This window comes from Kitasatospora sp. NPDC057965, assembly GCF_042887135.1.
GTDB lineage: Bacteria > Actinomycetota > Actinomycetes > Streptomycetales > Streptomycetaceae > Kitasatospora.
In genome coordinates this window covers 220,905-246,911 of sequence record NZ_JBHVPZ010000001.1, presented here as the reverse complement: position 1 = coordinate 246,911, position 26,007 = coordinate 220,905, and the positions used below count along the sequence as shown (strand labels likewise).

At 74.9% G+C, this 26,007-nt stretch carries 24 protein-coding genes; 14 read left to right on the top strand and 10 right to left on the bottom strand.

The window, feature by feature from the left end; translation table 11 throughout:
• Positions 1-12: 12 nt before the first annotated feature.
• Together ACFVVU_RS00930 and ACFVVU_RS00925 are read right to left on the bottom strand one after the other, a co-directional pair.
• Positions 13-1,770, bottom strand: coding sequence for an ABC transporter ATP-binding protein (locus ACFVVU_RS00930; protein WP_387787387.1), 1,758 nt, complete (start codon positions 1,768-1,770; stop codon positions 13-15).
• Complete coding sequence (locus ACFVVU_RS00925) at positions 1,767-3,566, bottom strand: ABC transporter transmembrane domain-containing protein (RefSeq protein WP_387787384.1); 1,800 nt, start codon at positions 3,564-3,566, stop codon at positions 1,767-1,769. The genes ACFVVU_RS00930 and ACFVVU_RS00925 overlap by 4 nt, the downstream gene beginning before the upstream one ends.
• Before the next feature lie 186 nt (positions 3,567-3,752).
• On the opposite strand from ACFVVU_RS00925, the gene ACFVVU_RS00920 reads away from it, so the two are divergent.
• From ACFVVU_RS00920 to ACFVVU_RS00895, 6 genes are all read left to right on the top strand, one after another.
• Entirely contained in the window at positions 3,753-5,126 is a 1,374-nt protein-coding gene (locus ACFVVU_RS00920; protein WP_380680975.1) for an FAD-dependent oxidoreductase, read from the top strand.
• Positions 5,127-5,139: 13 nt separating this feature from the next.
• A complete protein-coding gene (locus ACFVVU_RS00915) occupies positions 5,140-5,802 on the top strand; it encodes a hypothetical protein (protein ID WP_387787381.1) in 663 nt (220 codons plus the stop codon).
• A 93-nt stretch (positions 5,803-5,895) separates the two neighbouring features.
• On the top strand, positions 5,896-6,660 hold the full coding sequence (locus ACFVVU_RS00910; RefSeq protein WP_387787378.1) for an SOS response-associated peptidase: 765 nt from the start codon (positions 5,896-5,898) through the stop codon (positions 6,658-6,660).
• A gap of 47 nt (positions 6,661-6,707) precedes the next feature.
• Complete coding sequence (locus ACFVVU_RS00905) at positions 6,708-7,379, top strand: helix-turn-helix transcriptional regulator (protein WP_387787375.1); 672 nt, start codon at positions 6,708-6,710, stop codon at positions 7,377-7,379.
• Positions 7,380-7,412: 33 nt separating this feature from the next.
• Positions 7,413-7,916, top strand: a complete 504-nt coding sequence (locus ACFVVU_RS00900; protein WP_380680963.1) for a DUF3291 domain-containing protein — start codon at positions 7,413-7,415, stop codon at positions 7,914-7,916.
• Between the two features lie 9 nt (positions 7,917-7,925).
• Complete coding sequence (locus ACFVVU_RS00895) at positions 7,926-9,005, top strand: hypothetical protein (protein ID WP_387787372.1); 1,080 nt, start codon at positions 7,926-7,928, stop codon at positions 9,003-9,005.
• 39 nt (positions 9,006-9,044) lie between these two features.
• Here ACFVVU_RS00895 and ACFVVU_RS00890 read toward each other — a convergent pair whose 3' ends face one another.
• Positions 9,045-9,554, bottom strand: coding sequence for a GNAT family N-acetyltransferase (locus ACFVVU_RS00890; protein WP_380680958.1), 510 nt, complete (start codon positions 9,552-9,554; stop codon positions 9,045-9,047).
• Positions 9,555-9,742: 188 nt separating this feature from the next.
• Between ACFVVU_RS00890 and ACFVVU_RS00885 the strand changes: the two genes are divergently transcribed.
• Entirely contained in the window at positions 9,743-10,735 is a 993-nt protein-coding gene (locus ACFVVU_RS00885; protein WP_387787370.1) for an aldo/keto reductase, read from the top strand.
• Between the two features lie 49 nt (positions 10,736-10,784).
• Here ACFVVU_RS00885 and ACFVVU_RS00880 read toward each other — a convergent pair whose 3' ends face one another.
• Positions 10,785-11,618 (bottom strand): class I SAM-dependent methyltransferase, encoded by an 834-nt coding sequence (locus ACFVVU_RS00880; RefSeq protein ID WP_387787367.1) that lies wholly within the window; start codon positions 11,616-11,618, stop codon positions 10,785-10,787.
• A gap of 296 nt (positions 11,619-11,914) precedes the next feature.
• Here ACFVVU_RS00880 and ddaH point away from each other — a divergent pair, with 296 nt between their 5' ends.
• The 5 genes from ddaH to ACFVVU_RS00855 all read left to right on the top strand — a co-directional run bounded on the left by ddaH (position 11,915) and on the right by ACFVVU_RS00855 (position 17,780).
• The gene (gene ddaH, locus ACFVVU_RS00875; RefSeq protein WP_387787365.1) at positions 11,915-12,733 is read left to right on the top strand and encodes a dimethylargininase; all 819 of its coding nucleotides are present in this window, start codon (positions 11,915-11,917) and stop codon (positions 12,731-12,733) included.
• A 225-nt stretch (positions 12,734-12,958) separates the two neighbouring features.
• On the top strand, positions 12,959-14,413 hold the full coding sequence (locus ACFVVU_RS00870) for a hypothetical protein (protein WP_380680946.1): 1,455 nt from the start codon (positions 12,959-12,961) through the stop codon (positions 14,411-14,413).
• Positions 14,410-15,615 (top strand): hypothetical protein, encoded by a 1,206-nt coding sequence (locus ACFVVU_RS00865; protein WP_387787362.1) that lies wholly within the window; start codon positions 14,410-14,412, stop codon positions 15,613-15,615. Before ACFVVU_RS00870 ends, ACFVVU_RS00865 begins: the two co-directional genes overlap by 4 nt.
• Positions 15,616-15,808: 193 nt before the next feature.
• Positions 15,809-16,471, top strand: coding sequence for a Tat pathway signal sequence domain protein (locus tag ACFVVU_RS00860; RefSeq protein WP_387787360.1), 663 nt, complete (start codon positions 15,809-15,811; stop codon positions 16,469-16,471).
• Positions 16,472-16,655: 184 nt separating this feature from the next.
• Positions 16,656-17,780 (top strand): hypothetical protein, encoded by a 1,125-nt coding sequence (locus tag ACFVVU_RS00855; protein WP_387787358.1) that lies wholly within the window; start codon positions 16,656-16,658, stop codon positions 17,778-17,780.
• 15 nt (positions 17,781-17,795) lie between these two features.
• On the opposite strand, the gene ACFVVU_RS00850 is transcribed toward ACFVVU_RS00855, so the two are convergent.
• Positions 17,796-18,314 (bottom strand): hypothetical protein, encoded by a 519-nt coding sequence (locus ACFVVU_RS00850; RefSeq protein WP_387787356.1) that lies wholly within the window; start codon positions 18,312-18,314, stop codon positions 17,796-17,798.
• A 198-nt stretch (positions 18,315-18,512) separates the two neighbouring features.
• On the opposite strand from ACFVVU_RS00850, the gene ACFVVU_RS00845 reads away from it, so the two are divergent.
• Positions 18,513-19,871 (top strand): M14 family metallopeptidase, encoded by a 1,359-nt coding sequence (locus ACFVVU_RS00845; RefSeq protein ID WP_387787353.1) that lies wholly within the window; start codon positions 18,513-18,515, stop codon positions 19,869-19,871.
• Between the two features lie 130 nt (positions 19,872-20,001).
• A complete protein-coding gene (locus ACFVVU_RS00840; RefSeq protein WP_387787350.1) occupies positions 20,002-20,670 on the top strand; it encodes a hypothetical protein in 669 nt (222 codons plus the stop codon).
• A gap of 51 nt (positions 20,671-20,721) precedes the next feature.
• Here ACFVVU_RS00840 and ACFVVU_RS00835 read toward each other — a convergent pair whose 3' ends face one another.
• The 5 genes from ACFVVU_RS00835 to ACFVVU_RS00815 all read right to left on the bottom strand — a co-directional run bounded on the left by ACFVVU_RS00835 (position 20,722) and on the right by ACFVVU_RS00815 (position 25,857).
• Positions 20,722-22,200, bottom strand: coding sequence for an MFS transporter (locus tag ACFVVU_RS00835; protein ID WP_380689193.1), 1,479 nt, complete (start codon positions 22,198-22,200; stop codon positions 20,722-20,724).
• On the bottom strand, positions 22,197-22,559 hold the full coding sequence (locus tag ACFVVU_RS00830) for a MarR family winged helix-turn-helix transcriptional regulator (RefSeq protein WP_380689191.1): 363 nt from the start codon (positions 22,557-22,559) through the stop codon (positions 22,197-22,199). Before ACFVVU_RS00830 ends, ACFVVU_RS00835 begins: the two co-directional genes overlap by 4 nt.
• Positions 22,560-22,878: 319 nt before the next feature.
• Positions 22,879-23,787: a Gfo/Idh/MocA family protein gene (locus ACFVVU_RS00825; RefSeq protein WP_380689197.1), complete on the bottom strand. Its 909-nt coding sequence runs from the start codon at positions 23,785-23,787 to the stop codon at positions 22,879-22,881.
• Between the two features lie 163 nt (positions 23,788-23,950).
• The gene (locus tag ACFVVU_RS00820; RefSeq protein WP_387787347.1) at positions 23,951-24,508 is read right to left on the bottom strand and encodes a hypothetical protein; all 558 of its coding nucleotides are present in this window, start codon (positions 24,506-24,508) and stop codon (positions 23,951-23,953) included.
• A 140-nt stretch (positions 24,509-24,648) separates the two neighbouring features.
• Positions 24,649-25,857: an MFS transporter gene (locus ACFVVU_RS00815; protein ID WP_380683123.1), complete on the bottom strand. Its 1,209-nt coding sequence runs from the start codon at positions 25,855-25,857 to the stop codon at positions 24,649-24,651.
• Positions 25,858-26,007: the final 150 nt, after the last annotated feature.

Here is a 26,007-nt window from a genome sequence, read left to right as displayed (position 1 = left end):
GCCGCCCTGCGGTCAGGCGCCGTGCCAGGACCTCCAGAGCGCCGCGTAGCCGCCGTCGGCCGCCAACAGCTCGGCGTGGCTGCCCAGTTCGGTCACCCGGCCGCCGTCCATGACCGCGACCCGGTCGGCGTCGTGGGCGGTGTGCAGGCGGTGGGCGATGGCGATCACGGTCCGGCCCTTGAGCACGGCCGCGAGCGAGCGCTCGGTGTGCCGGGCCGTGGTCGGGTCGAGCAGGGAGGTCGCCTCGTCCAGGATCACCGTGTGCGGATCGGCCAGGACCACCCGGGCCAGGGCGAGTTGCTGGGCCTGCTGGGCGTCCGGGCGGTATCCGCCGGGGCCGAGTCCGGTGTCCAGCCCGCCCGGCAGCCCGTCCACCCAGTCGACGTCGACGGCGGCCAGCACCGCGCGCAGCTCCTGGTCGGTGGCGTCGGGCGCGGCGATCCGCAGGTTGTCCCCGACGGTGCCGAGGAAGACGTGGTGCTCCTGGGAGACCAGCACGACGTGGCGGCGCAGCAGCGCCGGCTCCAGCTCGGCGACCGGCACCCCGCCCACCGTGACCCGGCCGGCGCGCGGCGCGTCCGCTCCGGCCAGCAGCCGGCCCAGGGTGGACTTTCCGGCGCCGGAGGGGCCGACCACCGCCAGCCGCTCGCCCGGGCGGACCGTCAGGTCGACGCCGTGCAGGACGTCCCGCTCCCCCTGGTAGGCGTACCGGGCGCCGACCACGTCGATCCGGTCGTCGGCGGGCCGCCCGCCGCCGGCCGCGACCGGCGCCTCGATCCGTCCGATGCCCTCCACCCTGGCGAAGGAGGCGTTGCCGCGCTGGAGTTGGTCGACCCAGAGCAGGACCTTGTCCAGCGGCTCGGCGAGCTTCCAGAAGTAGAGGGCGCAGGAGACCACCGCGCCGACGCTCACCGCACCGGTGCCGCGCAGGGCTCCGCCGATCAGCAGGATGCCCGCGACCGGCGCGATGTACGAGAACTCGACCACCGGGAACAGCACGCTGCGCAGCTGGAGCGTGTGGGTGCGGGTGACCCGGCAGCGCTCGATCGCCTCGGCGGCGGCGGCGATCCGGCGCTCCTCCAGGCCCAGCGCCTCGACCGTCCGGGCCCCGGCGGCGGTGGAGCCGAGCACCTCGGCGACCTCCGAGGTGGCGGCGCCCTCGGCGAGGTAGCCGGCGTGGGCGCGGCGCAGGTACCAGCGGGTGGCGAACCAGATCCCGGACAGGCAGATCACCCCGAAGGCACCCAGCGGCGGGCTGACCGCGAGCATGGCGGCCAGGATGAGGACGACCTGGACGAGCGCGACCGACACCTCGGGTCCGGCGTCGCGCAGGGTGGTGCCGACGGTGGTGACGTCGGCGGTGCCGCGTGTCATCAGGTCACCGGCGCCCGCGCGCTCGCCCACCGGGGCGGGCAGGGCGAGCACCCGCTCGACGAAGCGCTCGCGGATCCGGGCCAGGGTCCGTTCGCCGAAGCGGTACGCGGTGTACCGGGCGAAGCGGCCCAGCAGCAGCTGCGCCAGCGCGAAGCCGAGGATGCCCAGGGCCAGCCGGTCGACGTGGCCGGTCCCGGACCCGGCCCGGACGTCGTCGATGATCCGGCCGAGCAGCCAGGGGCCGCCCAGCCCGGCGATCGCCGCGAGCCCGTTGAGGGCCAGCATCGCGACGACCGCCCGGCCGTCCTGGCGCACCAGGCGCACGGCGGCCCGGCGGACCTCGGGGGCCCCGGCGACCGGGAGACCTCCGCCGCCCGGTGGTGTCGGAGCGGTCATCGCACAACCTCCTCGGGGAGCGTGGTTCCGGTGGCCAGGGGCTCGGCAGCGGCGGGCCCGGTGGCGCTGGACTCCGTGGCGGCGGGCGCGGCCGGCTCGCCGTCGCCGCGGGCCACCAGCGCGCGGTAGCCGGGCTGCGAGGCGAGCAGCCCCCGGTGCGGACCGGCGGCCACCAGGCGGCCGTCGGCGAGGTAGCAGACGGTGTCGGCCTGCTCCAGCAGGACGGGGGAGGTCGAGGTGAGCGCGGTGGTGCGCCCGGCCCGCGCCCGGCGCAGCCCGGCCGCCATGGCCGCCTCGGTGTGGGCGTCCACCGCCGAGGTGGGCTCGACCAGCAGCAGCACCTCCGGGTCGGCCAGCAGGGCGCGCGCCAGGCGCAGCCGCTGGCGCTGCCCGCCGGAGAGGTTGCCGCCCCCGGCTTCGACGGCCGTGTCGAGGCCCTCGGGCAGGGCCTGCACGACGTCCTGCGCGGCGGCGTCCCGCACGGCCCGGGCGATGGCCGCGTCGGTGTGCTCCGAGCGGCCCCCGACCACCGTCCGCAGCGGGCCGGCGAAGAGGTCGGCCTCGTTGTCCGCCACCAGGATCCGGCGGCGGACCTCGGCCGTCGTGACCTCCGCGAGCGGAACGCCGCCCCAGGTGGCGGCGGACTCGCCGTACCGGCCGAGCCGGTCCACCACGGCCGCGGACTCGGCCGGGCGGGCGCCGACGATCGCGGTCAGCCGTCCCGGGGCCAGTTCCACGCCGCTGTCGGGGTCGTACAGGGCCGCGGGGCCCTCGGGGGCCGGGCGGAGGGTCGCGGCGTCCTGGCCGGCGGGTGCCAGGTCGAGCAGGCGGACCACCCGTCCGGCGGCCACCAGTCCCCGGGTGAGGTCGTAGCCGCTCTCGATGAAGCCGGCGACCGGCACCACCAGGACGGCGACGTAGCCGTAGACGGCGACCAGGGTGCCGACCGTGATGGTTCCCTCGGCGGCCATCCGGGCGGCCAGCCAGGTCACCAGGGCGAGGAAGAGGGCGGGCAGCCCGACCGCGAGTGCCTGGATCCAGCTGGTCACGGCGCCGACCCGGTAGCCCTCGGCGCGCAGCCCCCGCGAGCCGTCGCGGTAGCGGCCGGCCAGCAGTTCCTTGCCGCCGATGCCGTTGAGGACGCGCAGGCCGCCGACGATGTCCCCGATCCTGGCGGTCAGCACGCCCTGCCGCTCGCGGTACTGCGCCTCCGCGCCCTGGAGCCGCTCCAGCAGCGGCCCGACCAGGACGGCGAGCAGCGGTACGCCGAGCAGGACGACGGCCGCGAGCAGGGCGGAGACCGGAAGCAGCAGCGCGGCCGCGACGAGGTACGCGACGACGGCGCCGACGCCCGGGCCGGTGATCGTCAGGGTCTGGCTGATCCGCGCGACGTCGCCGGTCCCGATGTTGACCACCTCGCCGACCGAGACCCTGCGGGGCAGTTCGGCCCCCAGCCGGGTGACGTGCGCGACCACGACCTTGACCGTCCGGAAGGTGGCGTCCATCCGGACCCGCGTCATGGTGCGGTGGCGCATGATGCCCAGCCAGGCGTTGAGCGCCGCGACGCCGACCAGTGCCGCCACCCAGCCGACCAGGACACCGGTGTTCCCCGGTTGGAGACCGTCGTCGATCGCCCGCGCCATGAGGTACGGCGGGAGCATCAGGCAGACCATCCAGCAGGTGCCCAGCGCCGCTCCGCCCACGACCCTCCGGCGCTGACTGGCCGTCAGCCACCACAGGTAGCGCGCCGCGCTCCGGTGATCGGGAGCACCCGGATCCGCGTACGAGTCCATCATGTGGGACACCCTAGGTGTCGCTCCGAAAGCCGATCAAGGTCTTTACGGTGATCGCGACCAGGGTGGATCTGATGATCATTCAGATAAAAGGCCTGGTCAAGGGGTGGTCAACCCCCGGGCCCGGCGGCCGATCGGGCGATCCGATCACGCTAAGATCATTTCGCAACACGACGCGAAGGAGAGCTTGTGGCGCGGGTTGCGGTGATGGGCGCGGGCATCAGCGGGCTGGGGACGGCACTGATGCTCGGGCGGCGGGGCCACACGGTCACGGTGTTCGAACAGGACACCCGCGAGGCCGGGGACGACCCGCACGAGGACTTCCACCACTGGGACCGGCCGCGGGTGCCGCAGGCCGTCCAGCCGCACTCGTTCCTCGCCCCCGTGCGCACCGTGCTGCGCGCCGAGGCCCCCGACGTCCACGCCGACCTGCTGGCGCGCGGGGCCCAGGAGTACCACGACTTCGACTGGTTCGACGAGCATCCGCCGCACCGGGACGGGGACGAGGAGCTGGTGACCCTGCGCACCCGCCGGATCGTGCTGGAGGCGGCCCTGGCGGCGGCCGTCCGACGGGAGGCCGGCGTCGAGGTGCGGCGGGGCCGCCGGGTGCGCGGCCTCACCGTCGAAGCGGGCCGTCCGCCCCGGGTCACCGGCGTGCGGACGGATGCCGGAGCGCACGCCGCGGACCTCGTCGTCGACGCGGCCGGGCGCCGCTCGCCCGTCCCCCGCTGGCTGGTCGCGGCCGGCTGCCGCCCGCCCGTGGTCGAGAGCCACCGCGCCGGGATCGCCTATCTGTGCCGCTGGTACCGGCTGCGCGCCGAGGGCCCGCGCGACCCCGGCCGGGTGCGGCCCGGCTCGGCCGCGCCGTTCGCGCTCGCCGGCGTCTTCCCCTCCGACAACGACACCTTCGCGGTGAACCTGGTGCTCTCCACCGGCGATCCGACCCGCGGCGCGCTCACCGACCCCGCCGTGTTCGAGGCCGCCGCCCGTCGCTTCCCCGCCACCGCCGCCTGGCTCGACCTGGCCCCCGAACCGCAGTCCCCCGTCCTGGCGATGGCCGGCCTGGACAACCGCTGGACCTCCCTCGTCGACGACGCCGGCCCCGTCGTCATGGGCCTGGTCAACGCGGGTGACAGCCTCATGCACACCAACCCCACCCTGGGCCACGGCGTGGCCCTCGGTCTGCGCGCCGCCCAGTACCTCGCCACCCACGCCGACCGGATCGCCGTCGACCCCGCCGGCTACCACGCCTGGACCGCCGAGGCCCTGCGCCCGTGGTACGACGCGCAGGTGACGGCCGACCGGGCCAACGAGCAGCGCCTCACCGACGACGCGCCGCTCCCGGACCGCCGCGCCGCCGCACTGGCCGCCTGCGCCTTCGACGACCCCGTCGTCATGCGGGCCCGCGCCCAGGTCCGCCACCTGCTGCGACCGGCCGACGACGCCTACGGCACGGACGAGGTCGACCGCCACGTCACCGCCTGGCTGGCCGCCCGCCCCGGGTTCGCCCCGACGCACGACGGCCCGACCCGCGACCAGTGGGACGCCCTGATCCCGGCCTGAGCGCCCACCGTCGGTGGTACGTCGTAGGGTTGCCGCTCGGATCCCGTCCACGCGACCACCCCGGGAGCAGCCCATATCCTCGCTGGAAGCCCTGCGGGCGCTGCTGGGCGCCCCCACCTGTCCGCACCGACCGGCCGGAGCGGACGGGTGGGCCGGGGTCGAGCGGTACGTCGGCCGGGCGCTGCCCGGGGACTTCAAGGCGTTCCTGGACGAGTACGGCAGCGGCGCCGTCTCCGGCGAACTCCTCGTCCTCCATCCGGAGGGGTCGATCCCACTGGCGGTCCGGATGGCCGGGATCCACTGGACGTTCTCCGAGCGCCGGCGCAGGGCGCTGGAGCGCGGCGACGCGCGGCACCTCCCCTACCCGTTCCACCCCGAGCCCGGCGGGCTGATCTCCTGGGGGTTCGACCAGAGCGGCCACGAGCACTTCTTCCTGCCGTGCGACCCCGATCCGGACCGGTGGAAGGTCGTCACCATGGTCCACGAGGAGGGCTGCGAGACCTTCGACGGCTCGTTCACGGACTTCGTCCTCGCGTTCGTCCGGGATCTCTCCGAGCTGGACCGGGACCACGGCATCGACCCCGCCGCGCTGGAGTTCCTCGAACCGGAGGACCTGGAGGAACTCGCCGCCGAGGAGGGGATCGGCCCCGTCCCGCCGGGCTTCGAACCGTTCTGACCCCAGCGGCGGGAACCGCGGGAGGAGCGACGGGAACCGCGGGAGGGCAGGGACGCGTGACGGGCGGTGGGGCCAGGGGGCAGGATGGGGCGCATGTGCGGTCGCTTCGTCTCCACCACCACCCCGTCCGATCTGGCGGACCTGCTGCGCGCGTCGGTGTGGCCGGCGACGGAGGCGTCGGCACCGTCCTGGAACGTGGCGCCGACCGACCAGGTCCCGAGCGTGCTGGAACGGGTCGACCGGGAGACCGGGGAGCTCACCCGGCAGGTGCGGTCGCTGCGGTGGGGGCTGGTGCCGTCCTGGTCCAAGGATCCCGGCTCCGGGGCGCGGATGATCAACGCGCGGGTGGAGACGGCGCACGAGAAGCCCGCGTTCCGCAAGGCGTTCAAGGAGCGGCGGTGCGTGGTGCCCGCCGACGGCTACTTCGAGTGGCGGCCGGTCCCGGCGGCCGAGGGGCGCAAGGCGTACAAGCAGCCGTACTACCTGCACCGGCCCGACGGCGGTCTGCTGCTGATGGCGGGGCTCTACGAGTTCTGGCGCGACCGCGCGGTGGAGCACGACGACGAGCCGGCCGCCTGGCTGGTCACCTGCACCGTGCTGACCACCGAGGCGACCGACGCGGCCGGCCGGATCCACGACCGGATGCCGGTCACCCTCGCCCGCGACGCGCTGGACGAGTGGCTGAACCCGTCCGTCACCGACCCGGGCGAGGTGCGTGACCTGCTGCACGCCCCGACCGGTGAGCTGCTGGTGCGCCCGGTGGCCACGACGGTCAACAGCGTGCGCAACGACGGCCCCCGGCTGCTGGACCCGGTCGAGGACCCGCTGCCGGAGGTCACCGGGGGCCACTACACCTGAGCGGCGGCCGCTCTATGACCTATCCGCGTCGTTCTTAGAATGGCCGGATGGAGGACATCGACGCGATCGCGCTGCTGCAGGACCCGGTACGCCGCCGCCTGTACGAGTACGTGGCGGCCCAGGGTCGCGAGATCGGCCGCAACGAGGCGGCCGAGGCGGCCGGAGTGGCGCGCACGCTCGCCGCGCACCACCTGGACCGGCTGGCCGAGGCCGGACTGCTGGAGACCGGCAGCCGCCGGCTCACCGGCCGTTCGGGCCCGGGGGCGGGCCGGCCCGCCAAGGTGTACACCCGGGCGCGGGCGGAGCGGACGGTGTCACTGCCCGCGCGCGACTACCGCACCGCCGCCGAACTGCTCGCCGAGGCCGCCGAGGAGGCCGGGCTGGACTCCGGGCTCGGCGCGGCCGCGCGCCGGCGGGGCGAGGCCCTGCGCACCGCGGCGGGCCCCTGCGACGGCCTCGCCGGGGCGGTGGAACTGCTGGCCGCCCGCGGCTACGAGCCGTACCTGAAGCAGGTCGGGGACGCGGGCCCGGAGGTCCTGCGGATGCGCAACTGCCCGTTCCACACCGTCGCCGAGCACTTCCCGCCACTGGTCTGCGGCATGAACCTGGCCCTGCTGGAGGGGCTGATCGGCACGGGCGGCCCGCTGCGCGCCCGGATGGACGCCCGCCCCGGCGAGTGCTGCGTGATCGTCGAGGTTTCTAAAAACAATGCTGATTGACATAGAAATCGGGGCCGTGCTGGAATGCGGGACATGACCGCGCCCACGCCCGCACCCGCGCCCGCCGTGCCCACCGCCCACCTCGCCCAGCTCAACGTCGCCACGCTCAGCCACCCGCTCGACGACCCGCGGATCGCACCGTTCGTCGACCTGCTGGACCCGGTCAACACCGCCGCCGACGGCGCGCCCGGCTTCGTCTGGCGGCTGGTCGGGGACGGCGCCGCGGACGCCACCGGACTGCGTCCGGCGGGCGAGGACGTCATCGTCAACCTGTCGGTGTGGGAGAGCCCGGAGGCCCTCTGGGACTTCACCTACCGCAGCGGGCACCTGGAGGCGGTGCGGCGGCGGCGCGAGTGGTTCGAGCGGCACGTCCAGGCGCACCTGGTGCTCTGGTGGGTCCCTGCCGGGCACCGGCCGGGCGTCGAGGAGGCGCTGGAGCGGCTGGCGGACCTGCGGGCGAACGGGCCCTCCCCGCGGGCGTTCACCTTCGCCTCGGCGTACCCGGCGGCCGACGCCCCTGTCAGTGCTGCGCGGTAACGTCGAGGCATGTCGATCACCGCGGTGTCGATCACCGCACATCTGCGCGCCTCGGTGGAGCTGCCGGACGGCGCCGCGCTGGTCAACGGCTTCGCCCTGGAGCGCCGCGGCAACGGGCCGCGCCGCGCGCTGCTGCGGCGCGGGCGGGAGTTGGAGGTGTACGACCTCGACCGGCTGCTCGCCGGGGATCCCGCGCCGGCCGGGGTCTTCCCGGTGCCCCGACCAGGGTGGGAGGACGGCGGGCAGTCGGTGAGTCCCGACGGATCGTTCGCGGTGTTCGCCGGCCAGCGCGCCGTGCGGGCCGTGGCCCGGGACGGGTCGACGCTCTGGGAGCACCCGCACACCTGCTGGGGATGCGGGAGCAACCACCCCCGCACCGCCGACGAGCGGGAGCCCTGCCCCGCCCGCGCGCACGGGTCCTGCCTGGTCTCCGACGACGGCCGGCTGGTCTGGGCGCACATCGCCTCGGTGTCGGCGGCGCAGCACTGCCGGGAGCACTGGGTGGTCCTGGACGCCGGGGACGGCGGGGAGTTGGCCCGGCTGCCCCTGCAGAGCGACTCCTCCGGCTCGTTCCAGCTCTCCCATCCGGACGGCGCCCACGTCGGCCTGGGCATCGGCATGGGCCAGGACGGCGTCCTGCTCCACTCGGCCCGGTGGGACGGCGCGGAGCTCAGCAGCTGGGACGTCAACCAGGAGCTGGACCGCATCCTGGCGGACGTCCACCCGGGCCACCCGGGGTTCCTGACGGTCGAGCACGGCGGCGCGGACGTGCGGCTGCACGCACTGGACGGCACCGTGCTCGCCGAACGGGAGCCCGAGCAGGGCGAGGACGAGGACCCGCCCTGCTGGGACCACGGCTGCGGCTTCGTCGACGCCGACACCGTCATCGCCTCCACGCTCGACTCCGACTACGACACGGACCGCGCACGGCACTGGCTGCTGGACGCCCGCACCCTGGAGATACGGGGCAGGGTCGACTATCCCGACGGTCCCGTCGACAGCTATGTGCGCCCGCTCGGCGACGGCACCTGGCTGACCTACGACGACAAGTACCGGACGCTCGACCGCTGGAGCACGACCGAGGAGTGAGCGCGGCCGAGGCGTGAGCCCTGCTGAGGTGCTGGCCCGTCAGTCCAGTGGGAGGGCCATCTCCAGCTCGCGGGCGGCCGGGTCGAGCGGGTACGGCTTGGTGGTGCCGGTGAAGGCGAAGCCGCGGCGGCGGTAGAAGGCGGCGGCCCGGCCGTTGTCCTCGTGAACGGTGAGCAGCAGGCGCCGCGCCCCTGCCTCGTCGCGCGCCCAGGCGACGACGGCGTCCAGCAGCAGGTCCGTCACCCCGCGCTCGCGACCGCGGTGCTCCGGGGCGACCCAGACGCCGACCAGCAGCGCCGCATCGGGCTCGGGGGTGAAGCCGATCATCGTACCGACCCACTCCCCCGGCGTCCCGGTGACGGCGACCAGACCGACGCTGCCGGGCTCGTTCACCCGGCGGACCCGGGCCTGCCACTCCTCGTCGCCGTGGGCGAGCGCCGTCTCGTGGGTCTCCAGGAAGGCCATGGGCGTGTCGAGCAGTTGCGCGAGACGCACCTCCCGCAGCCGCTCCCAGTCCTCCAGCCCGATCCGTTCGATCCGGTAGCTCATGGCCGTGCCTCCCCGTGAAGACGATCATTCTGTCGGCTCAGGAGCCTAGATCACCGGCCAGGGCCGCCGACAGGGCGTCGGCGCAGGTCAGGACGGCCCGGTGGATAGGGTGCAAAAGGGCACGCGGACCGTGCGTCCCGTTCCCCGCACCCGCGCCCGCACTCGCACCCGTCTCAAAGGAGCCCGCCATGCCGACCGCCCCCGCCGCCGAAGCCGTCGAACCGTCGATCGCGCGGTTCGGGCTGGGCACCGCGGCCGTCGGACGGCCCGGCTACATCACGCTCGGCCGCGACCTCGACCTGCCCGCCGACCGCACCGTCGACGCCCTGCGCGAGCGCACCCACACCCTGCTCGACGCCGCCTTCGCCGCCGGGGTGCGCTACTTCGACACCGCCCGCTCCTACGGGCGCGCGGAGGAGTTCCTCGGCGGCTGGCTCGCCGCCCGGCCGCAGGCGGCGCGGGAGGTGACGGTCGGCAGCAAGTGGGGCTACACCTACACCGCCGACTGGCGGGCCTCCGGCGTACCGGTGCACGAGGTCAAGGAGCACTCGACGGCGGTGTTCGAGCGCCAGATCGAGGAGACCCGGGCGATGCTCGGCGGCCTCCCGGACGTCTACCTGGTGCACTCGGTCACGCCGGACAGCCCCGCCCTCACCGACCCCGCGCTGCACGCCGGGCTCGCCGCGCTGGCCGCCGAGGGCGTCCGGGTGGGCCTGTCCACCAGCGGCCCGGCGCAGGCCGCGGCGGTGCGGGCGGCCCTGGAGGTGACGGTCGACGGGCGGCCGCTGTTCGCCGCCGTGCAGTCCACCTGGAACCTGCTGGAGCCCTCCGCCGGCCCCGCCCTCGCCGAGGCCCAGCAGGCCGGGTGGCTGGTGGTGGTCAAGGAGGCCATGGCCAACGGCCGGCTCGCCGACCGCAACGCCACCGGCCCCGACACCGCCGCGCTGCGCACGCTCGCGGCCCGCACCGGCGCGTCCTGCGACGCCCTCGCGCTGGCCGCCGTCGCCGCGCAACCCTGGGCGGACGTGGTGCTCTCCGGCGCGGCCACCACCGGCCAGCTGGCCTCCAACCTGGAGGCGGTCGGGCTCACCGTGGACGCCGCCGGCCTGGCCGGCCTCGCGGCGCTCGCCGAGCCGGCCGAGGAGTACTGGCGCACCCGCTCCGCGCTGCCCTGGGCCTGACGGCGCCCGACCCGCCCGGCCTGCCCACCCGGCCCCTCCGCCGCCCCCGTCAGCGCGGGGCGCGGCGGACCGTCAGCATGTCCTGGGTGTGGCCGATGGCGTAGCCGCCGTCCGGCCGGGTGAAGTGGCGCCGGACGTAGGCGGCCAGGTCGGCGCGGTCGGGCAGCGGGTCCATGACGGCCAGGTCGGCCACGTTGACCATGAACTCGGCGACGTCCACCGCCTCGTCCAGCCGGTCGGTGCGGTAGTGCAGGTCGAGGGCTTCGAGCGCGTACGCGTACTCCGCGGCGGGCCGCTCGGCGTCCTGGGCCGTCTCCCGGGCCCGGTCCTGGGCCGCCAGCTGCTCGGCCAGCGGCCGCAGGTCGTAGCGCGCGCCCGTGAAGTGCGCGGCCATCCGCATGCAGGGGCTCTCCGGGTTCTGGAGCACCACCAGCAGCGTCCCGCCGGGCGCCACCCAGTCCAGCACCCGGCGCACCGTCGGCAGCCAGTCCCGCGGCGGCACGTAGTACAGCACGTGGGAGAGGTGCACCAGGTCCGCCGGCCCGGGCGGCTCGGCCGCGCCGACCGGCTCGGGCAGCACGAGCGCGTCCGGGCAGGCCAGCCGCAGCTTCTCGCGCATCGCCGCGCTGGGTTCGACGGCCACCGTGCGCTCGAAGTACTGCGCCAGGTACGCGGTGGTGCGCCCCTCGCCGGCGCCCACGTCCAGCAGCATCCGGCGGTGGTCCAGCCCGGCGACGACCTCGCCCAGCCGGGCGTGGGTGAGCGGCTTCTCGTCGGTGCCCGCGAGGAACAGCTCGAAGGCCCGGCGGTAGTCCGGGCCGGCGACGTCCAGCACCCGGACCGGACCGGCCCCCGCCGCCCTCGTTCCCGTCTCCGTCCCCATACGACGACCTCCTCCACGACGGCATGACCTGCCGGGCCAGTGCACCCCGCCGGGGCGCGGTGCCGTTGCAGGCACGTTCCTGCCCGCGTGTCCGGCGACGGGCGCCTCGACGGGCGCCGCGACGGGCGGGGCGTCGGCCGCCCCCGCTGGACCTCCGCCGTCCGACACCCGTGCACGCCACGGCCATGTCCACGATCGCCTCGCCCGGCACGCTCGGGGCTGCCGGAGAGCGCCACCGCGCCGACCGCGCACCACCGCCCCTCCGCATCACCCCGCCGGAAGGAAGACGACCGCCCGTGTCCCGTACCGCCCGCCCCCGCCACTACCTGATGTGCCGTCCGACCCACTTCACGGTCGACTACTCGATCAACCCGTGGATGGAGCCGGCGAAGCCGACCGACGCCGCCCGCGCCGTCGCCCAGTGGGAGCAGCTGTACACGCTCTTCCGGGACCTCGGCCACACCGTCGAGCTGATCGAACCCGTCCCCGGCCTGCCCGACATGGTGTTCGCGGCCAACGGCGCCACCGTCGTCGACGGCACCGCCCTGGTGGCCCGGTTCCGGCACGCCGAGCGGGCCGAGGAGGCCCCGGCGTACCGGGAGTGGTTCGACTCGCGCGGCTACCGCACGGTGGTGCAGGCCGAGTTCACCAACGAGGGCGAGGGCGACTACCTGCTGGTCGGGGAGCGGCTGCTGGCCGGGACGGGCTTTCGCACCGACCGCCGGGCGCACGCCGAGGCGCAGCGCGTGCTCGGCCGCCCGGTGGTCACCCTGGAGCTGGTCGACCCGCGCTACTACCACCTGGACACCGCGCTCGCGGTGCTCGACGACGACGAGGTCATGTACTACCCGGCCGCGTTCTCGCCGGAGAGCCGCGCCACGCTCGCCGCGCTGTACCCGGACGCCGTGCTCGCCTCGGACGAGGACGCCGCCGTCTTCGGCCTGAACGCCGTCTCGGACGGCCGCCGGGTGGTCCTGCCGGAGGCCGCGGTCGGGCTGGCGGCCCGGCTGCGCGCGCGGGGCTTCGAGCCGATCGGGGTCGACGTCACCGAGCTGCTCAAGGCGGGCGGCAGCGTGAAGTGCTGCACCCTGGAACTGCGCGGCGCACCCGCCTGACCTGCCGTTTTCGCCGGCGGCCGCCGGCGAAAATCCGGTGTCCCGCGACGGCCGGCCGGTGTTAGGGTCGTCCGGCCGGCCGCGGGACTCCGGTGCGACTTCCGAAACGTGCCTCTACAGCGATGATTCGCAGTTCGTGCCCCCATTCCCCGGCCGGCATCCATCACGGAACCGCGCGGGCGGGACCGCGCGGACGGGACCGCACGGACGGAAGGGGACGGGGCGGTGGAGACGTACGGCGACCTGGTCGCCGCCGAGGACGTGCTGCTGTTCGTCAACGCCGCGATCACCGGCACCGGCCAGCGCGAGTTCCACAGCGGGGCCGCCGAGCAGCAGCTCTCGCTGGACTTCCTGCACACGTACATGTGCGTCAACTACCGGGGCCCGTACGCCGCCGCGCTCGCCCTCGACATCAACGACCACAACGCCGCCCTGATCGTCCGCCGGCTGCTGGAGACCTCCCGGGAGGCCACCGAGGAGCAGCGGCGCACCGAGGGCCGGCTGATCGCCCGCCGGCTGGAACTGCTGCCGCCGCAGCGGGTCTACCGGCTGATCGGCGAGCTGCGCCGGGCCAGGGTCAACAACCGCCGCACCCGCGCCATCCTGCGCGACTGGCTGGCCGCGCGCCCCGACCAGACCCTGGACGCCGTCAAGTACCGCGCCGGGCTCAAGCGGGCGCTGCGCCACGCCCACCTGCGGCCCGCCGAGGCGGAGACCGGCGACTTCCTGTACGCCCCGGGCCGGCGGGCCAAGTACCGGGCGCCGCTGCTGGACGCCTGGCGGCGCGCCCACCACCAGAAGGCCGCCGTCTTCGAGCTCCCCTACACCGTCGCCGAGTCCTTCGCGCAGCGGCACGGCATCCCGCGGGCCGCCTTCCTGGAGCGGATCGCGCCCCGGCTGACCACCCTGGAGCGGCTGCGCCTGCAGGAGTCGGCCCGTGCCCACGGGGCCGACGCCGTCGCCGCGGACCTCGCGGCAATGCCGCTCACCCGGCTCGCCTCGTACGTGCTGGGCCTGCCGCCCACCGACCGGATCGCGCGCCGCGCGGAGCTGACCGACGCCCTGCGCGGCTCGGCGCGCCGGGCCGCCCGCGCCTCCGGGGGTGTATCGGCCGGGGGCGGCTGGGGCCGGGTCGCCGCCGTACTGGACGACAGCTGGTCGGCGTACGGCTCGGGCGTCAAGCGCCGCCGGCCGCTGGCCGCCGCGCTCGCCTGCCACTTCCTGCTGGAGGCGCTGGCCGACGAGTACACGGCGCTGTGGACCTCCGGGCGCACCGACGCGCTGCTCGCCCGCCCGTCCGGACCGACCCCGCTCGGCCGCCGGATCCTGGACGCGCTCGACACCGCGCCGCAGCGGCTGGTGATCGTCTCCGACGGCTGGGACAACGCCCCGCCCGGCCTGGCCGCCGAGGTGCTGCGGGTGTGGCGCACCCGGCTGGACCCAGAGCACCGGACCAGCATCGTGCACCTCAACCCGGTCTACGACGCGGAGGGCTTCGACGTGCGCCGGCTCGCCCCGACGGTGCCCACGGCCGGGCTGCGCGACGCCGAGGACCTGCCGGCCCTGGTGGAGTTCGCCCGCTTCGCCGAGGGTCGCACCGACCTCGCGGAGCTGACGGCGCACCTCGCGGCCCGCACCGCGCGCTTCCTGTCCGCCGCTCCGGAGGGGACCGTCCGATGAGCCCCGCTTTCCCCGCCGGCCCGCCCGCCTTCCGTCTCGACCTCACCGGCCTCGACACCCGGCCCGCCCAGGTGTGGGGCGGGGTGCGCCTGGTCCCGCTGGTCCGCCCGGAGCCGATCGCCGACCTGCGGCTGCACCAGGAGCTGTACGAAGCCGAGTACGCCGCCGTCCCGGTGGGCCGCCGCGCCACCTACCACTCGTACATCCCGCACGGCTTCGTCGCCGACTGGACGCGCGACGGCACCCCGGCGGCCGCGTACGGCACCCGGCTCGACCCCGCCGCCGCCCCGTCCGCCACGCAGTCCGGCACGCTGCCCGCCGAGCCGCCCGAGCGCGTCCGGGTCCGGGTGCCACGCCGGCTGGCCAAGCGCGAGGGCCGCACCCGGCTGCGCTTCCTGCCGCTGCACCTCGCCCTGGAGGGCTACCTGGCGCTGCACTTCGGCGGCCCGTCCATCGCCTGGGAGCAGTGGTCCGACCGGGCCCTGCGGCGCGGCCTGTCCCCGCGCGCCGAGGAGGCCTACTCCGGCGACCAGGTCCGCGGCCTCGCCGACGCCCTGCGCGTCTTCGAGCTCCACCCCGGCCAGTGCGGCCTGCTCGTGTACGTCGCCGACGCCCTCGCCGCCGCCTTCGTCGTCCCGCACCCCGACGACTACCGCGCCCTGCACCGCACCCTGCTGCTGGACCTCTACGGCGAACTGATCCACCACTACGCCCTGCTGTCCGCCCCCGTCCCGGACTTCCGGGCCGACCTGCGCGGGGCCGGCCCGATCAACTCCGTCGCCGACCTGCGCGCCGCCGTCGCCCGGCAGGAGCACGCCTGGACCGCCTTCCACGACGGCACCATGGCCGGCGGCCTCCTGGACACCGCCTACCGGGCCCGCACCGTCCACCGCCTGGGCCGGTTCACCCTCAGCCGCTTCCTGCCGGAGTTCCGGCCCCGCCGGGAGAACCACATCGGCGAGGCGGTCACCGACGAGCACGGCCGCATCGCCTACCTCAAGACCTTCCGCCTCTCCGAACCCCAGATCCGCCGCGGCTACCTGCTGGACCGCCTCGCCGCCCACGACTGGCACCTGCCCACCACCGCCACCGCCCTGAACCTCACCGAACCCCAGCTCGCCCTCCGCCTGGACGCCGCCGGCTTCGGCGAACTGCTCCGCCAGGACGTCCTCGACCACTACCGCCGCGCAGCACGCGGGTAGCGCCCGACCTCCCTCGTCGACGCCGGACCTCGGGCGATCGTTGCTGACGAATTGTCAACAAGTGCCGCTCCACTCCTTGACGGTGTGCGGACAGCGCTCTACAACGTAGTCAACTGCCGGGCGCCGGGCCCACTTCCTTCGGCGTCGCCAGCCGTCTGCCCGCTCGTCCCCCCACCGAGAACGAGGCACCCTCATGCGTTTGCACCCCTGCCTTGCCCTGGCCGCGGCCGCCATCACCCTGGCCGTCGGTGCGCTGCCGGCCGCCGCGGCGCCCGCCGCCGGGTCCGTGCTGACCGCCGGCGGAACGGCCGTCGCGGTCGGCGACGTCCTTCAGGCGCCGCTCGCCGCCGGCACCCGCGCCACCTTCTCCTCGGACACCACCGGCTCGACCGGGGTCTTCTGCGGCACCTCGCCGCTGACCGCCAAGGTCCTGAGCAACCCCGCCGTGCCGGGCACCGCCACCGCCTCCCTGACCGGCCTCACCTTCGGCTCCTGCACGGCCAACGTCACCGGCGTCACCTCGGTCAAGAGCCTCACGGTCGGCAACCTCGCGTACGGCGTGACGGTCGCCGACTCCGCCGGGCTGCCGGTCACCCTCGCCGCCGGGCCGGCCGGACCGATCCAGGCCTCGGCCGTGCTCAACAGCTGGTTCGGCACCCTCACCTGTACCTACCAGCTCAGCGGCGCCTTCACCGGCAACGCCGACAACGCCGCGCACGCCCTGGTCTTCCGCAACGCGCACTTCGTCAAGAGCGCCGGTTCCGGCCTCTGCCCCGGCGAGGGCTACTTCTCCGCGACCTACGGCCCGATGGCCGACTCCACCCAGCCCGGCGGCCCGGCGGTCTCCGTGAACTGACCCCCGGCCCAACCCGACCCGGCCCCGGGGGGGGGGGCCCCCCCCCCCCCCCCGGGCGCCCCGCCGCCGGAAGGGCCGCCGCCAAAAAGTGTGGCGCCGGGGATCCCGACGTCGCTAAGCTCGCGCCGATGATGATTCCTCCTCTTCACGAAGTGGGGGTCCCGTCCGCGCAAGGTGCGTGCTGATGGTCATGCACTCCGCGCGCGGGGATTCCCGGCTCTCCTTCTGGCTGCATGTGCGCGAGTTCGCCGTGCCGGCCTCGGTCATCGAGACGACGACGGCCCGGCGGCTCGCCGGGGACTGGGCGGGGGCGTGTGCCGCCGCCGGAGTCGAGGTCGACCTCGATCTGCGCACCGCCGCACGCCGGTACGGGCGCGAACTCGCCGCCCGGGTCCGGGGCGACCTCCAGGGGTTGGCACCCGACCTGCTGCGCTGGCACCTCCCGCGCATCGCGCCCGACGGGCTGCTGCGCCCCGGGCTGACCGTCCCGCTCGCCCGGTACGGTGACGTGCGGCTGGTGGTGCGCACACCTCCCGCCGGGGCGAGCGGCACGCAGCGGTTCGGGCTCGCGCTGCACGACGTCCGCGACGTCCGCGACGGCACCGCCGGCCGGGCGAACGCCCACCCCCACCCGCACCCCAGCCGACGGTTCCGGCTCGACCTGCACCGGCACCTGTGGGACGCCCGCCGCAGCGGCGAGTTGGCCGTCCGCCTCGGCGGCCCCGAACGGTGGGTGGCCGAGGCGCGGATCCTGCTCCGGACCGACGGGCACCCCGACGGGGCCGGCACCGTGCTCGTCAGGCTCGGGGCACGACGGCAGCTGGTGGTGGACACGGGCGACGGCCACGCCATGCCGCCCGACCTGCCGCGGCTTCCGCTGCTCCCGGACGCGGCGGCCCACGTGCCACCCGACCTGGAGCTGCTGCGGGCCGGGCTGATCGGGCCCGAGCGGCTGCACCCGCTGGTCGCCGAGGCCCTGGCACCCGGCCACTCGGTAGCCGCCGGCAGCCCGGATCCCGGCCCCGGCCCCGGCCCCGACGGGCCACGCCTCGTCGAGTGTCGCGGGGCCCGGCACCGGATCGGCCTGGTCGACGGGGTACTGACGGCCCTGGACCACTCCCCGGCGGAGATCCGTCGCGAGGAGCTGCTGATGGCCCTGACCGGCACCCCTCTCCCCTGCCTGCAGGCCGTCGACGACGCGCACCGCCGCCCGGAGAGCCTCGCCGACGTCCGCGCACGCCTGCTGCACGGCGACACCGCCGGCGCGCCGCCCGGCTGGGCGCGGGTGGTGCGGCTCGGGGGTGGCTGACGGCTCCCGGCCGGCTCAGGCGATCTTGGCGCAGAGCGGGTCGGCGGAGCCGTGCCGGAGGGTGAGGGTGCGGTAGCCGGTGGCGCCGATGTCGACGGTGTAGACGCCGTCGACGGTGTAGAGGTCGCGGGGCAGGTTGCCCGCGCCGGTGCCGAAGCCGAGCAGGATCGGGCCGTGCGCCTGCCAGGTCTGCGAGCCGTCGGGGCGGTACTCGACGTGGGAGCGGCCGCCGGCGTCGGCGTCGTGGTGGGCGCCGGTGAGGGTGTTGGTGAGCCGCATGACCAGGGCGCCCCGGTAGGCGACGCGGCGGACGGTGCCGTCGGGGTCGGCGGCCAGCACGTGCCGCTCGACGCGGTCGACGACGGGTTCGAGGTGCACGGGGAAGTCGCAGCGGGCGCCGGCCGGCAGGTCGAAGGACGGCGAGGGCCAGGGCTCCCAGCCGCCGCGGTCGTCGGCGCCGGCCGTCGGCGCCGCGGCCAGGACCGCGGCGAGGGCGGTGGCGGCGGTGGCGAGGCGGAGCGGAATACGGTGCACAGCGGTTCTCCTGACGGTTCGGCGGACGGTGCGGCTCCCAGCCTGGCAGCGGCCGCTGACCGGATTCAACCACCGCCTTCCCCGCTCGGGCCGCCCAACTCCTTGACGATTGCATGACATTGACGGACCATCATGCTCGCGGCGCCGCACCCGCCTCCTCACCGTTCCGTCCCTACGGACCCCCACAGGAGGACAGTCATGCGACTGCCCCGCCGAGGAACGCCCGCCACGGCCACCGCCGTCCTGCTGGCCCTCGCCCTCGCCGTCCCGCTCACCACCCAGGCCACCGCGCAGCCGGCCCCCGCGGCCGCCGCGAACGCGGGCCCCGATGCCACCTTCACCCGGCAGTACCGCCTCGACGGCCCCCGGACCGTCGCCGAGCGCACCGCCGTCGCCGCCACCGGCGCCTCCGTCGACGCCGTCCGGCCCGACTCGCTGACGGTCACCGCGACCCCCGCCGAGGCCGCCCGGCTGCGCGCGCTCGGCTGGTCGCCCGTCCCGCTGCCCGGCCCCCGGTACGGCGCCGAGCCCGGCCTGGAGGGCGTCGGCGCGGCGCTGTACGACTTCCCGTCCGCCGACTCCGGCTACCACAACTACGCCGAGGCCTCGGCCGACATCGACGCCGTCGTCGCCGCGCACCCCGACATCATGAGCAAGCGGGTGATCGGCACCTCCTACGAGGGCCGGCCGATCGTCGCCGTCAAGATCAGCGACAACGTCGGCACCGACGAGAACGAGCCCGAGGTGCTCTTCACCGCCCACCAGCACGCCCGCGAGCACCTCACCGTCGAGATGTCGCTCTACCTGCTGCACGAGTTCGGCGACAAGTACGCCACCGACCCCCGCATCGCGAACGCCGTCAACAGCCGGGAGATCTGGGTGATCCCGGACCTCAACCCGGACGGCGGCGAGTACGACATCGCCACCGGCCGCTACCGCAGCTGGCGCAAGGACCGCCAGCCGAACCCGGGCAGCAGCTACGTCGGCACCGACCTCAACCGCAACTGGGACTACAAGTTCGGCTGCTGCGGCGGCTCCTCCGGCTCCACCTCCAGCGAGACCTACCGGGGCAGCGGACCGGAGTCCGCCAAGGAGACCAAGGTGGTCGCCGACTTCGTCCGCAGCCGGGTGGTGGGCGGCAAGCAGCAGATCACCGCGGCCATCGACTTCCACACCTACAGCGAGCTGGTGCTCTGGCCGTTCGGCTGGACCACCGCCAACACCGCCACCGGCATGACCGCCGACGAGTACAACACCTTCGCCACCCTTGGCCGCTCGATGGCCGCCACCAACGGCTACACGCCCGAGCAGTCGAGCGACCTCTACATCACGGACGGTTCGATCGACGACTGGCTGTGGGGCGCGCAGCGGGTGTTCGCCTACACCTTCGAGATGTACCCCGGGCCGAACGGCGCCAGCGGCTTCTACCCGCCCGACGAGGTGATCGGACGCGAAACCTCCCGCAACCGGGAGGCCGTGCTGCGGCTGGTGGAGACGGCCGACTGCGTCTACCGCGCGATCGGCAAGCAGCAGCAGTACTGCGGCATCGCCAACTGACCGCAGGAGAAGCGGCCCGCCCGGACCCCCGTGGTCCGGGCGGGCCGTTCCCCTGTCGGCGAACGTGCCCACCGGAAGGGTCCGTTTGGGTTAGGAAGGTGGTCCGGGGCGAGTGGAACGAGGGGAATCCATGACCGGTACCGCGAAGTTCGGAAGGCTCTACCGACGGTCGTTCCCGGTGCGGTTCACCACCGTCACCCTCGCCTACCTGCTGGCGGTCCTCGCGCTCGCCTGGCTGCTGTCCAGCCGCGACCGCCACTTCCCCTGGTTCCCACCGGGGTTGCTCTACATCGCGGCGATCCTCGGCTACCCCGTGCTGCTGCTCGTCCCGTGGCAGTGGACGCAGGCGGTCTGCCGCGAGCACCGCACCGGGCCGCTGGCCAGGGCCGGCCTGGTGGCCCTGCTGCTCGGCGGCGGGGCCTTCGCCGCCCTGTCGCTCGGCCGCGCTGAGCAGCAGGCCCTGCACGAGCGGGGCACGGCGGTGGCGGCGGTGGTGGTGCGCCACGAGGAGGATCCGGGCGACCCGGAACTCGGCGCCTCCGCGTCCTACCGGTACGTGGTGCGGCTGCCGGGCGGCGGGGAGGAGTCCTTCTCCGCCGACAAGGACGAACTGCCGCTGACCGAGCAGCCGGTGACCGTCACGGTCGACCCGCTCGGCAAGGTCGACAGCATCGCGGGCACGCCCCCGTCCGCACCCGCCACCGCGCCGTGGGCGGCATCCTTCGCGCTCGCGTTCGCGGGGACGCTGACGGTCGCCGCCGCCACCCGCTTCCATCCCCGCGCCCGCCCGTCGGCCTGACCCGAGAAGCCGCTCCACCCCGGCCCGGGCCGACGGCCCCGGCGACGGCGGTCATCCGGAGGGCGTCCGAACGGCGCCGGGCGAGGCCGCGGTCAGGACGGCCCCGGGCGGGCGTAGGCGGGCGAGAGCGAGGCAGGCCGTGGTCGTGACCGCCATCGCGGCGATGCCGACCACCGCCGCCGTGGTGTAGGCGCCGTCCTTCGGGAAGGGATGGCCGGCGTCGGTGCCGGCGGACAGGATCAGGCCGCCCATGGCGCTGCCCAGGGAGTATCCGACGCTGCGGACGACGTAGTTGAAGCTCATGGCGCTCGACGTCTCACTCCTGGGGGTGACGGCCAGGATGACGCCGGGCAGAGCGGCCGAGAAGCCGCCGACGCCAAAACCCAGCACGCCCATGGCCACGAACAGCTCGGCCGGATTCGACCGGGCCGTCGCGAAGAGAACGAACCCGCCACCTACGACGACGGCGCTGCCGGCCAGGAGCAGGGGCGCGTCGATCCGCGCCCGGACCCGAGGCGTGAGCTTGCCGGCGACGAACCCCAGCGCGGAGAACGGGACGAGGACCAGCCCGGCGACGAAGGTGGTCAGCCCAAAGCCGTAGCCGGCGCTGTCCGGCGTCTGCGCGTACCGGGTGATGAGCGTGAGGAGGAGGTACATGCCGATCCCGCCGACGAACGTGGCGATGTTCGCCCCGGCGACCACCGGGTGCCGAACCGCCCGGACGTCGACCAAGGGCGTCTCGCTACGCAGCTCCGAGGCGGTCCAGACGCAGAGCAGGAGCACGGCGACGACGGCGAGGAGCACCGCCACGACGAGGTGCCGGCTCCACAGACTCGTCTGGCTCGCGAGGAACAGGACGAGGAACAGTCCGGCCGCCAGGAGCAGCGCCCCCGCCGCACCCACCGGGGCGGAGCGGCCCTCGGGAGCCATCGGCATGGAGCGCCGCGCGGCCAGGAACGCGATCGTGGTGACGACCAGACCGAGGCCGTAGGCGGCGCGCACCCCGCCGACCTCGGTGAGCAGCGCGGCAAGCGGGTAGCCGATTCCGGCCCCGATGATCGAGACCACCGAGAGCAGAGCGATCGTGGCCGCGCTGCGCTCCTCCGGGAGATGGTCCCGCGCCACGCCCATCATCAGCGCTGTCAGACCGAGCCCGACGCCTTGAGCCGCCCGCCCGACGAGCAGCCACGCGAACGGCAGTGGCAGCACCGTGAGCGCACTGCCGACGACGACGACCGCCAGCGTGACGAGAATCGTGGCACGTCGGTGCGGGCCGGCCCCGAGCCGGCCGAGGACGGGTGTGGCGACGGCGCCGGTCAGCAGCGTGATGGTCAGCGTCCACTGCGCGCTGTCGAGTGAGACGTGGAAGGTGGTCGCCACGCTGGTGATGAGAGGCGTTCCGAGGCTGCCGACCGCTGCCACGACCAGGGCTATGAACATCAGGGAGGGGACCAGCCGCCGCGCTTCGGAGCGCCCCGGGGTTCCGGCGGTCCCGCCGACCGGCCACCTCGTCGAGGATCGCCACGTCATTGTTTCGGCCCTTCTCGATCCTGGTCGTCGAGCGCCGCCAGATGCAGCAGCGCCGGAAGAGCGGCCGCCAGGGCCTCGACCTCGTCGTCGGTGAGGCTGCCGATCAGTCCTGCGAACGCATCGACACCCGTCTGGCGCCGCGCCCGGACGTAGGACGCGCCGGCCTCGGTCAGGAACACCAGCGTGACCCGCTTGTCGGACGTGTCGCGTCTCCGCTCGACCAGCCCGGACTCCTCCATCACCCGGACCAGGACGGTCATCGCGGGCTGGGTGACGCCTTCGATCGCGGCCAGATCGGTGATGCGCCGTGGGCCGGTCCTGTCCAGGGTCGCCAGGGTGGCGGCGGAGGTGAGGCTCATGTCGCGGGGAAGGCGTCTCACAGCCCTGGTGGCCAGTCCGTAGAGGACTGACCCGATGTCGGTGGTAGCGCCACGCGCGGCGTCTTGACGGCCCATGGCTGAAGCATAGTCGATTTATATGAAGTCTTTATGCATATGGCCGAGCGGCTCCACCCGCGGATCTCCGCCGCCCACACCCCCCTTTACCGCAGGCGGTGCCGTGGTGCGGGCCCCAGCAGCGTGCTGACGCGCCCGCACCACGGTGGAGTCCACCAGGATGTCCCGGTCGAGTCCCCCGTCCCGGTTCACACGGCGGGGGATTCCATGCGCTGATGTGACGTCAGAGGCTCTTGACGCTCTCGATGCGCTCCACGATCAGTTCGCAGAGTTCGTGGGTGCGCAGGGCGTCGTGGGCGTCGAGGGTGCGGCCGGTGCGGACGGCGGCGAGGAAGGCGAGGACGACCTGCTCGATGCCGCGCTGGCGGGCGACCGGGACCCAGTCGCCGCGGCGGCGGACGGTGGGCTGGCCGCGGTGGTCGATCACCTCGGCGAGGTTGTGGACCTCGCGCTTGGAGTCGGCGCCGGAGACCTCCAGGATCTCCTCCGTCGATCCGGAGAGGCGGTTCATCAGGCCCAGGGCCGTGAAGCCGTCGCCGGCGAGGGTGAGGACGACGTGCTCGACCAGGCCGTCACGCACCCGGGCGCGGACGTCCACGTGCTCGATCTCGCCGGGGGCCAGGAAGCGCAGGGTGTCGACGACGTGGATGAAGTCGTCGTAGACCAGGGTGCGGGCGGCCTCGGGCAGGCCCTCGCGGTTCTTCCGGAGCACGATGAGGTCGCGCGGGCGTTCGAGGGCCTGGGCGTAGCCGGGGGCGTGGCGGCGGTTGAAGCCGACCGCCAGGGAGCGGCCGGTGCGGTCGGCGAGGTCGACCAGGCGGCGGGCGCCGTCGAGGGTGTGGTCGAGCGGCTTGTCCACGTAGACGTCGACGCCGGCGGTGAGCAGCTGCTCGACGATCGGCACGTGCTGGTCGGTCGCCGCGTGCACGAAGGCGGCCCGGATGCCGCTGTCGATCAGTCGGCCGAGGTCGGTGAACCGCTGCTCCGGGGCGATCCGGTACGCCTCGCCGAGCCGGTCCAGCTTGGCGGCGTCCCGGGTCATCAGCCGCAGGTCCAGGCCGGGCAGCGCGCCGAGGACCGGCAGGTAGGCCTTCTGCGCGATGTCACCGAGCCCGATCACCCCGACGGGCAGTGGGGCGTCGGGAACAGCGGTCGAACTCATCAGATCTCCACAGGTGCGTGAGCCGGTGTCGCCCCCACCCTATGCACCGCCCGAACAAAACCGAACGGGGCCGGACTGGCCCGGAGTGGGCCGGTCGCGGACCGCCGGGTCCGCGACCGGCCCCAAGGAGGGATCAGGGGCAGAGCTGGTGGGTCGTCGGGGTGCACTCGGGGTCGGGGTCGATCGGGCCGGTGCCGCCGGGGTGGTAGTTGGACCACCAGAGGGGGGTGCTGCCGTAGTAGACGACCAGGTTGCCGCCGTTCTGGATGGCCAGGTAGGCGCCGGGGTGGCGGCCGGTGCGGCTCTCCCAGAGCGGGCGCCACGCGGCGTCGTAGGCGGTGAGGTTGCCGTCGGCCTGGACGTAGAAGTAGGTGCCGAGCCCGTAGGTGCCCACGGCGGTCCAGATCGCGACGCCGTTCTTGTAGAGGACGACGTGCCCGTCGTACTGCTGGTACAGGACGGTGCTGCCGTCGGGCGAGGACCAGCTCTGGCCTCGGGTCAGGCCGGCGGTGGCCTGGATGACCGTCTGGTTGGCGTCGGAAGCGGGAGCCGCGGCGACCGTGACGGCAGCGGGGGCGGAGGCGGGGGCGCCGTCGGCCGCCTGGGCGGGAGCGCCCAGCAGCCCGGTCGCCATCAGGACGGCGCCCAGCGCGACGCCGGCGCGGGGAACGAGGGAACGCGCGATGCTCATGACGGACACTCTCCTCAAGTCACTTCTCCGAACGGCCTGCTGTTGGCCTGCCGAGGAGAAGTCTCACCGCACGCGAACCGGGCGGGCAAAGCCCTTCGACCCAGCCCGAATCCGGACACCGGTCGGCCGCGATCCCCGGCTCAGGCGGTCGACAGCCCGGCCCGGCGCAGCAGGTAGAGGCCGGAGGCGGCGGCCAGCACGGCCATGCAGGCGGCGAAGACCAGGCCCGCGTCCGACAGCCCGAGGGGCTGGGCCAGCAGGCCGACGCCGATGACGGGGATCGAGATGCCGAAGTAGGCGACGACGAAGAGCGCCGAGAGCGCGCCGCCGCGGTGTTCGGCGGGGGCGGCGGCGGCGATCTCGCCGACCGCGCCGCGCAGGCCCATGCCCTGGCCGGCGCCGCCCACCAGGGCGGCGAGGACCAGCGGCGCCAGCAGGGTCCAGGCGAGCGACGAGGCCAGCAGGGCGAGCCCCGCGATGAGCACCAGGCAGCCCAGCGGGATGGCCCGGGCGGTGCCCAGCTTCGGCACCAGGAGCTGGCCGAGCGTGGAGCCGAAGAACGCCAGGAAGACGATCAGGCCGGTGGCCGCGTGGTTGTGGACGCCCAGGCCCTGCGCGAGGAAGGCGGGGCTGACCGAGGTGAAGACACCCAGCAGCGAGAAACCCGCGAAGGCGGCGAGGCCGGCCGGCACGAAGACACCGCGGACCTCCGGCGGCAGCGACGGCCGGCGCGGGCGGGCGGTGCGCAGCGGCCGGGCACCCGCGACGGTCTCCGGCAGGGAGCGGAGGACCGCGAACGAGGCGGCGAGCAGCACCAGGTGCACGGCGAACGGCAGGATCAGCGGGTGCGGCGCGTACTCGGCGAGCACGCCCGACAGCAGGGGTCCGCAGCCGAGGCCGCCCATGTTGGCGGCGGTGGCGGCGAACGCGGCCCGGGCCCGGCGGCCGGGCGGGGCGAGTTCCAGGACGTAGGCGGTGGCGGTGCCGGTGAACAGGCCGGCCGACAGTCCGGAGAGCAGCCGGCCCAGGCAGAGCATCGGCAGGCCGCCCTCGGCGAGGAAGGCGACGGCGCTGCCCGCCGCGCAGGTCAGCCCGCAGAGCAGCACGGGGCGGCGGCCGACGGAGTCGGAGACGTTGCCGACGAGCAGCAGGACGCCGATGACACCGAAGGCGTAGATGGCGAACACGACCGTGACCATCAGTTCGGAGAAGCCGATCTCCTCCTGGTAGAGGCCGTAGAGCGGGGTGGGCAGGGTGGTGCCCGCCATGCAGACGGCGAAGGCGGCGGCGGCCCCGAGGTAGTCCAGGTGGCGCGGGGTCCGCGGAGAGCCGGTCGGACGATCGGTCACCAGCCCACGGTAGGCGGCCGGGGACGGGCCCGCGGCGGCGGGCTGCGCCGAATGGCCGCCCGGGTGACCGGTGCGGGCGCCGGTCCGGGGCCGGGCAGCGGTCCCGGGTGCGGTCCCGGCACCGGGCGGGGTGCGGGCGGGGGCGGCGGA

What these genes read in the sequence shown, in the direction of transcription:
- ACFVVU_RS00860 (WP_387787360.1), top strand. Translation starts at nt 15,809, where the DNA reads ATGCGTTTGCACCCCTGCCTTGCCCTGGCCGCGGCCGCCATCACCCTG.
- ACFVVU_RS00900 (WP_380680963.1), top strand. Translation starts at nt 7,413, where the DNA reads ATGACCGCGCCCACGCCCGCACCCGCGCCCGCCGTGCCCACCGCCCAC.
- ACFVVU_RS00885 (WP_387787370.1), top strand. Translation starts at nt 9,743, where the DNA reads ATGCCGACCGCCCCCGCCGCCGAAGCCGTCGAACCGTCGATCGCGCGG.
- ACFVVU_RS00890 (WP_380680958.1), bottom strand. Translation starts at nt 9,554, where the DNA reads ATGAGCTACCGGATCGAACGGATCGGGCTGGAGGACTGGGAGCGGCTG.
- ACFVVU_RS00820 (WP_387787347.1), bottom strand. Translation starts at nt 24,508, where the DNA reads ATGAGCATCGCGCGTTCCCTCGTTCCCCGCGCCGGCGTCGCGCTGGGC.
- ACFVVU_RS00910 (WP_387787378.1), top strand. Translation starts at nt 5,896, where the DNA reads ATGTGCGGTCGCTTCGTCTCCACCACCACCCCGTCCGATCTGGCGGAC.
- ACFVVU_RS00930 (WP_387787387.1), bottom strand. Translation starts at nt 1,770, where the DNA reads ATGACCGCTCCGACACCACCGGGCGGCGGAGGTCTCCCGGTCGCCGGG.
- ACFVVU_RS00840 (WP_387787350.1), top strand. Translation starts at nt 20,002, where the DNA reads ATGACCGGTACCGCGAAGTTCGGAAGGCTCTACCGACGGTCGTTCCCG.
- ACFVVU_RS00925 (WP_387787384.1), bottom strand. Translation starts at nt 3,566, where the DNA reads ATGATGGACTCGTACGCGGATCCGGGTGCTCCCGATCACCGGAGCGCG.
- ACFVVU_RS00835 (WP_380689193.1), bottom strand. Translation starts at nt 22,200, where the DNA reads ATGACGTGGCGATCCTCGACGAGGTGGCCGGTCGGCGGGACCGCCGGA.
- ACFVVU_RS00855 (WP_387787358.1), top strand. Translation starts at nt 16,656, where the DNA reads ATGGTCATGCACTCCGCGCGCGGGGATTCCCGGCTCTCCTTCTGGCTG.
- ACFVVU_RS00895 (WP_387787372.1), top strand. Translation starts at nt 7,926, where the DNA reads ATGTCGATCACCGCGGTGTCGATCACCGCACATCTGCGCGCCTCGGTG.
- ACFVVU_RS00880 (WP_387787367.1), bottom strand. Translation starts at nt 11,618, where the DNA reads ATGGGGACGGAGACGGGAACGAGGGCGGCGGGGGCCGGTCCGGTCCGG.
- ACFVVU_RS00845 (WP_387787353.1), top strand. Translation starts at nt 18,513, where the DNA reads ATGCGACTGCCCCGCCGAGGAACGCCCGCCACGGCCACCGCCGTCCTG.
- ACFVVU_RS00830 (WP_380689191.1), bottom strand. Translation starts at nt 22,559, where the DNA reads ATGAGCCTCACCTCCGCCGCCACCCTGGCGACCCTGGACAGGACCGGC.
- ACFVVU_RS00905 (WP_387787375.1), top strand. Translation starts at nt 6,708, where the DNA reads ATGGAGGACATCGACGCGATCGCGCTGCTGCAGGACCCGGTACGCCGC.
- ACFVVU_RS00865 (WP_387787362.1), top strand. Translation starts at nt 14,410, where the DNA reads ATGAGCCCCGCTTTCCCCGCCGGCCCGCCCGCCTTCCGTCTCGACCTC.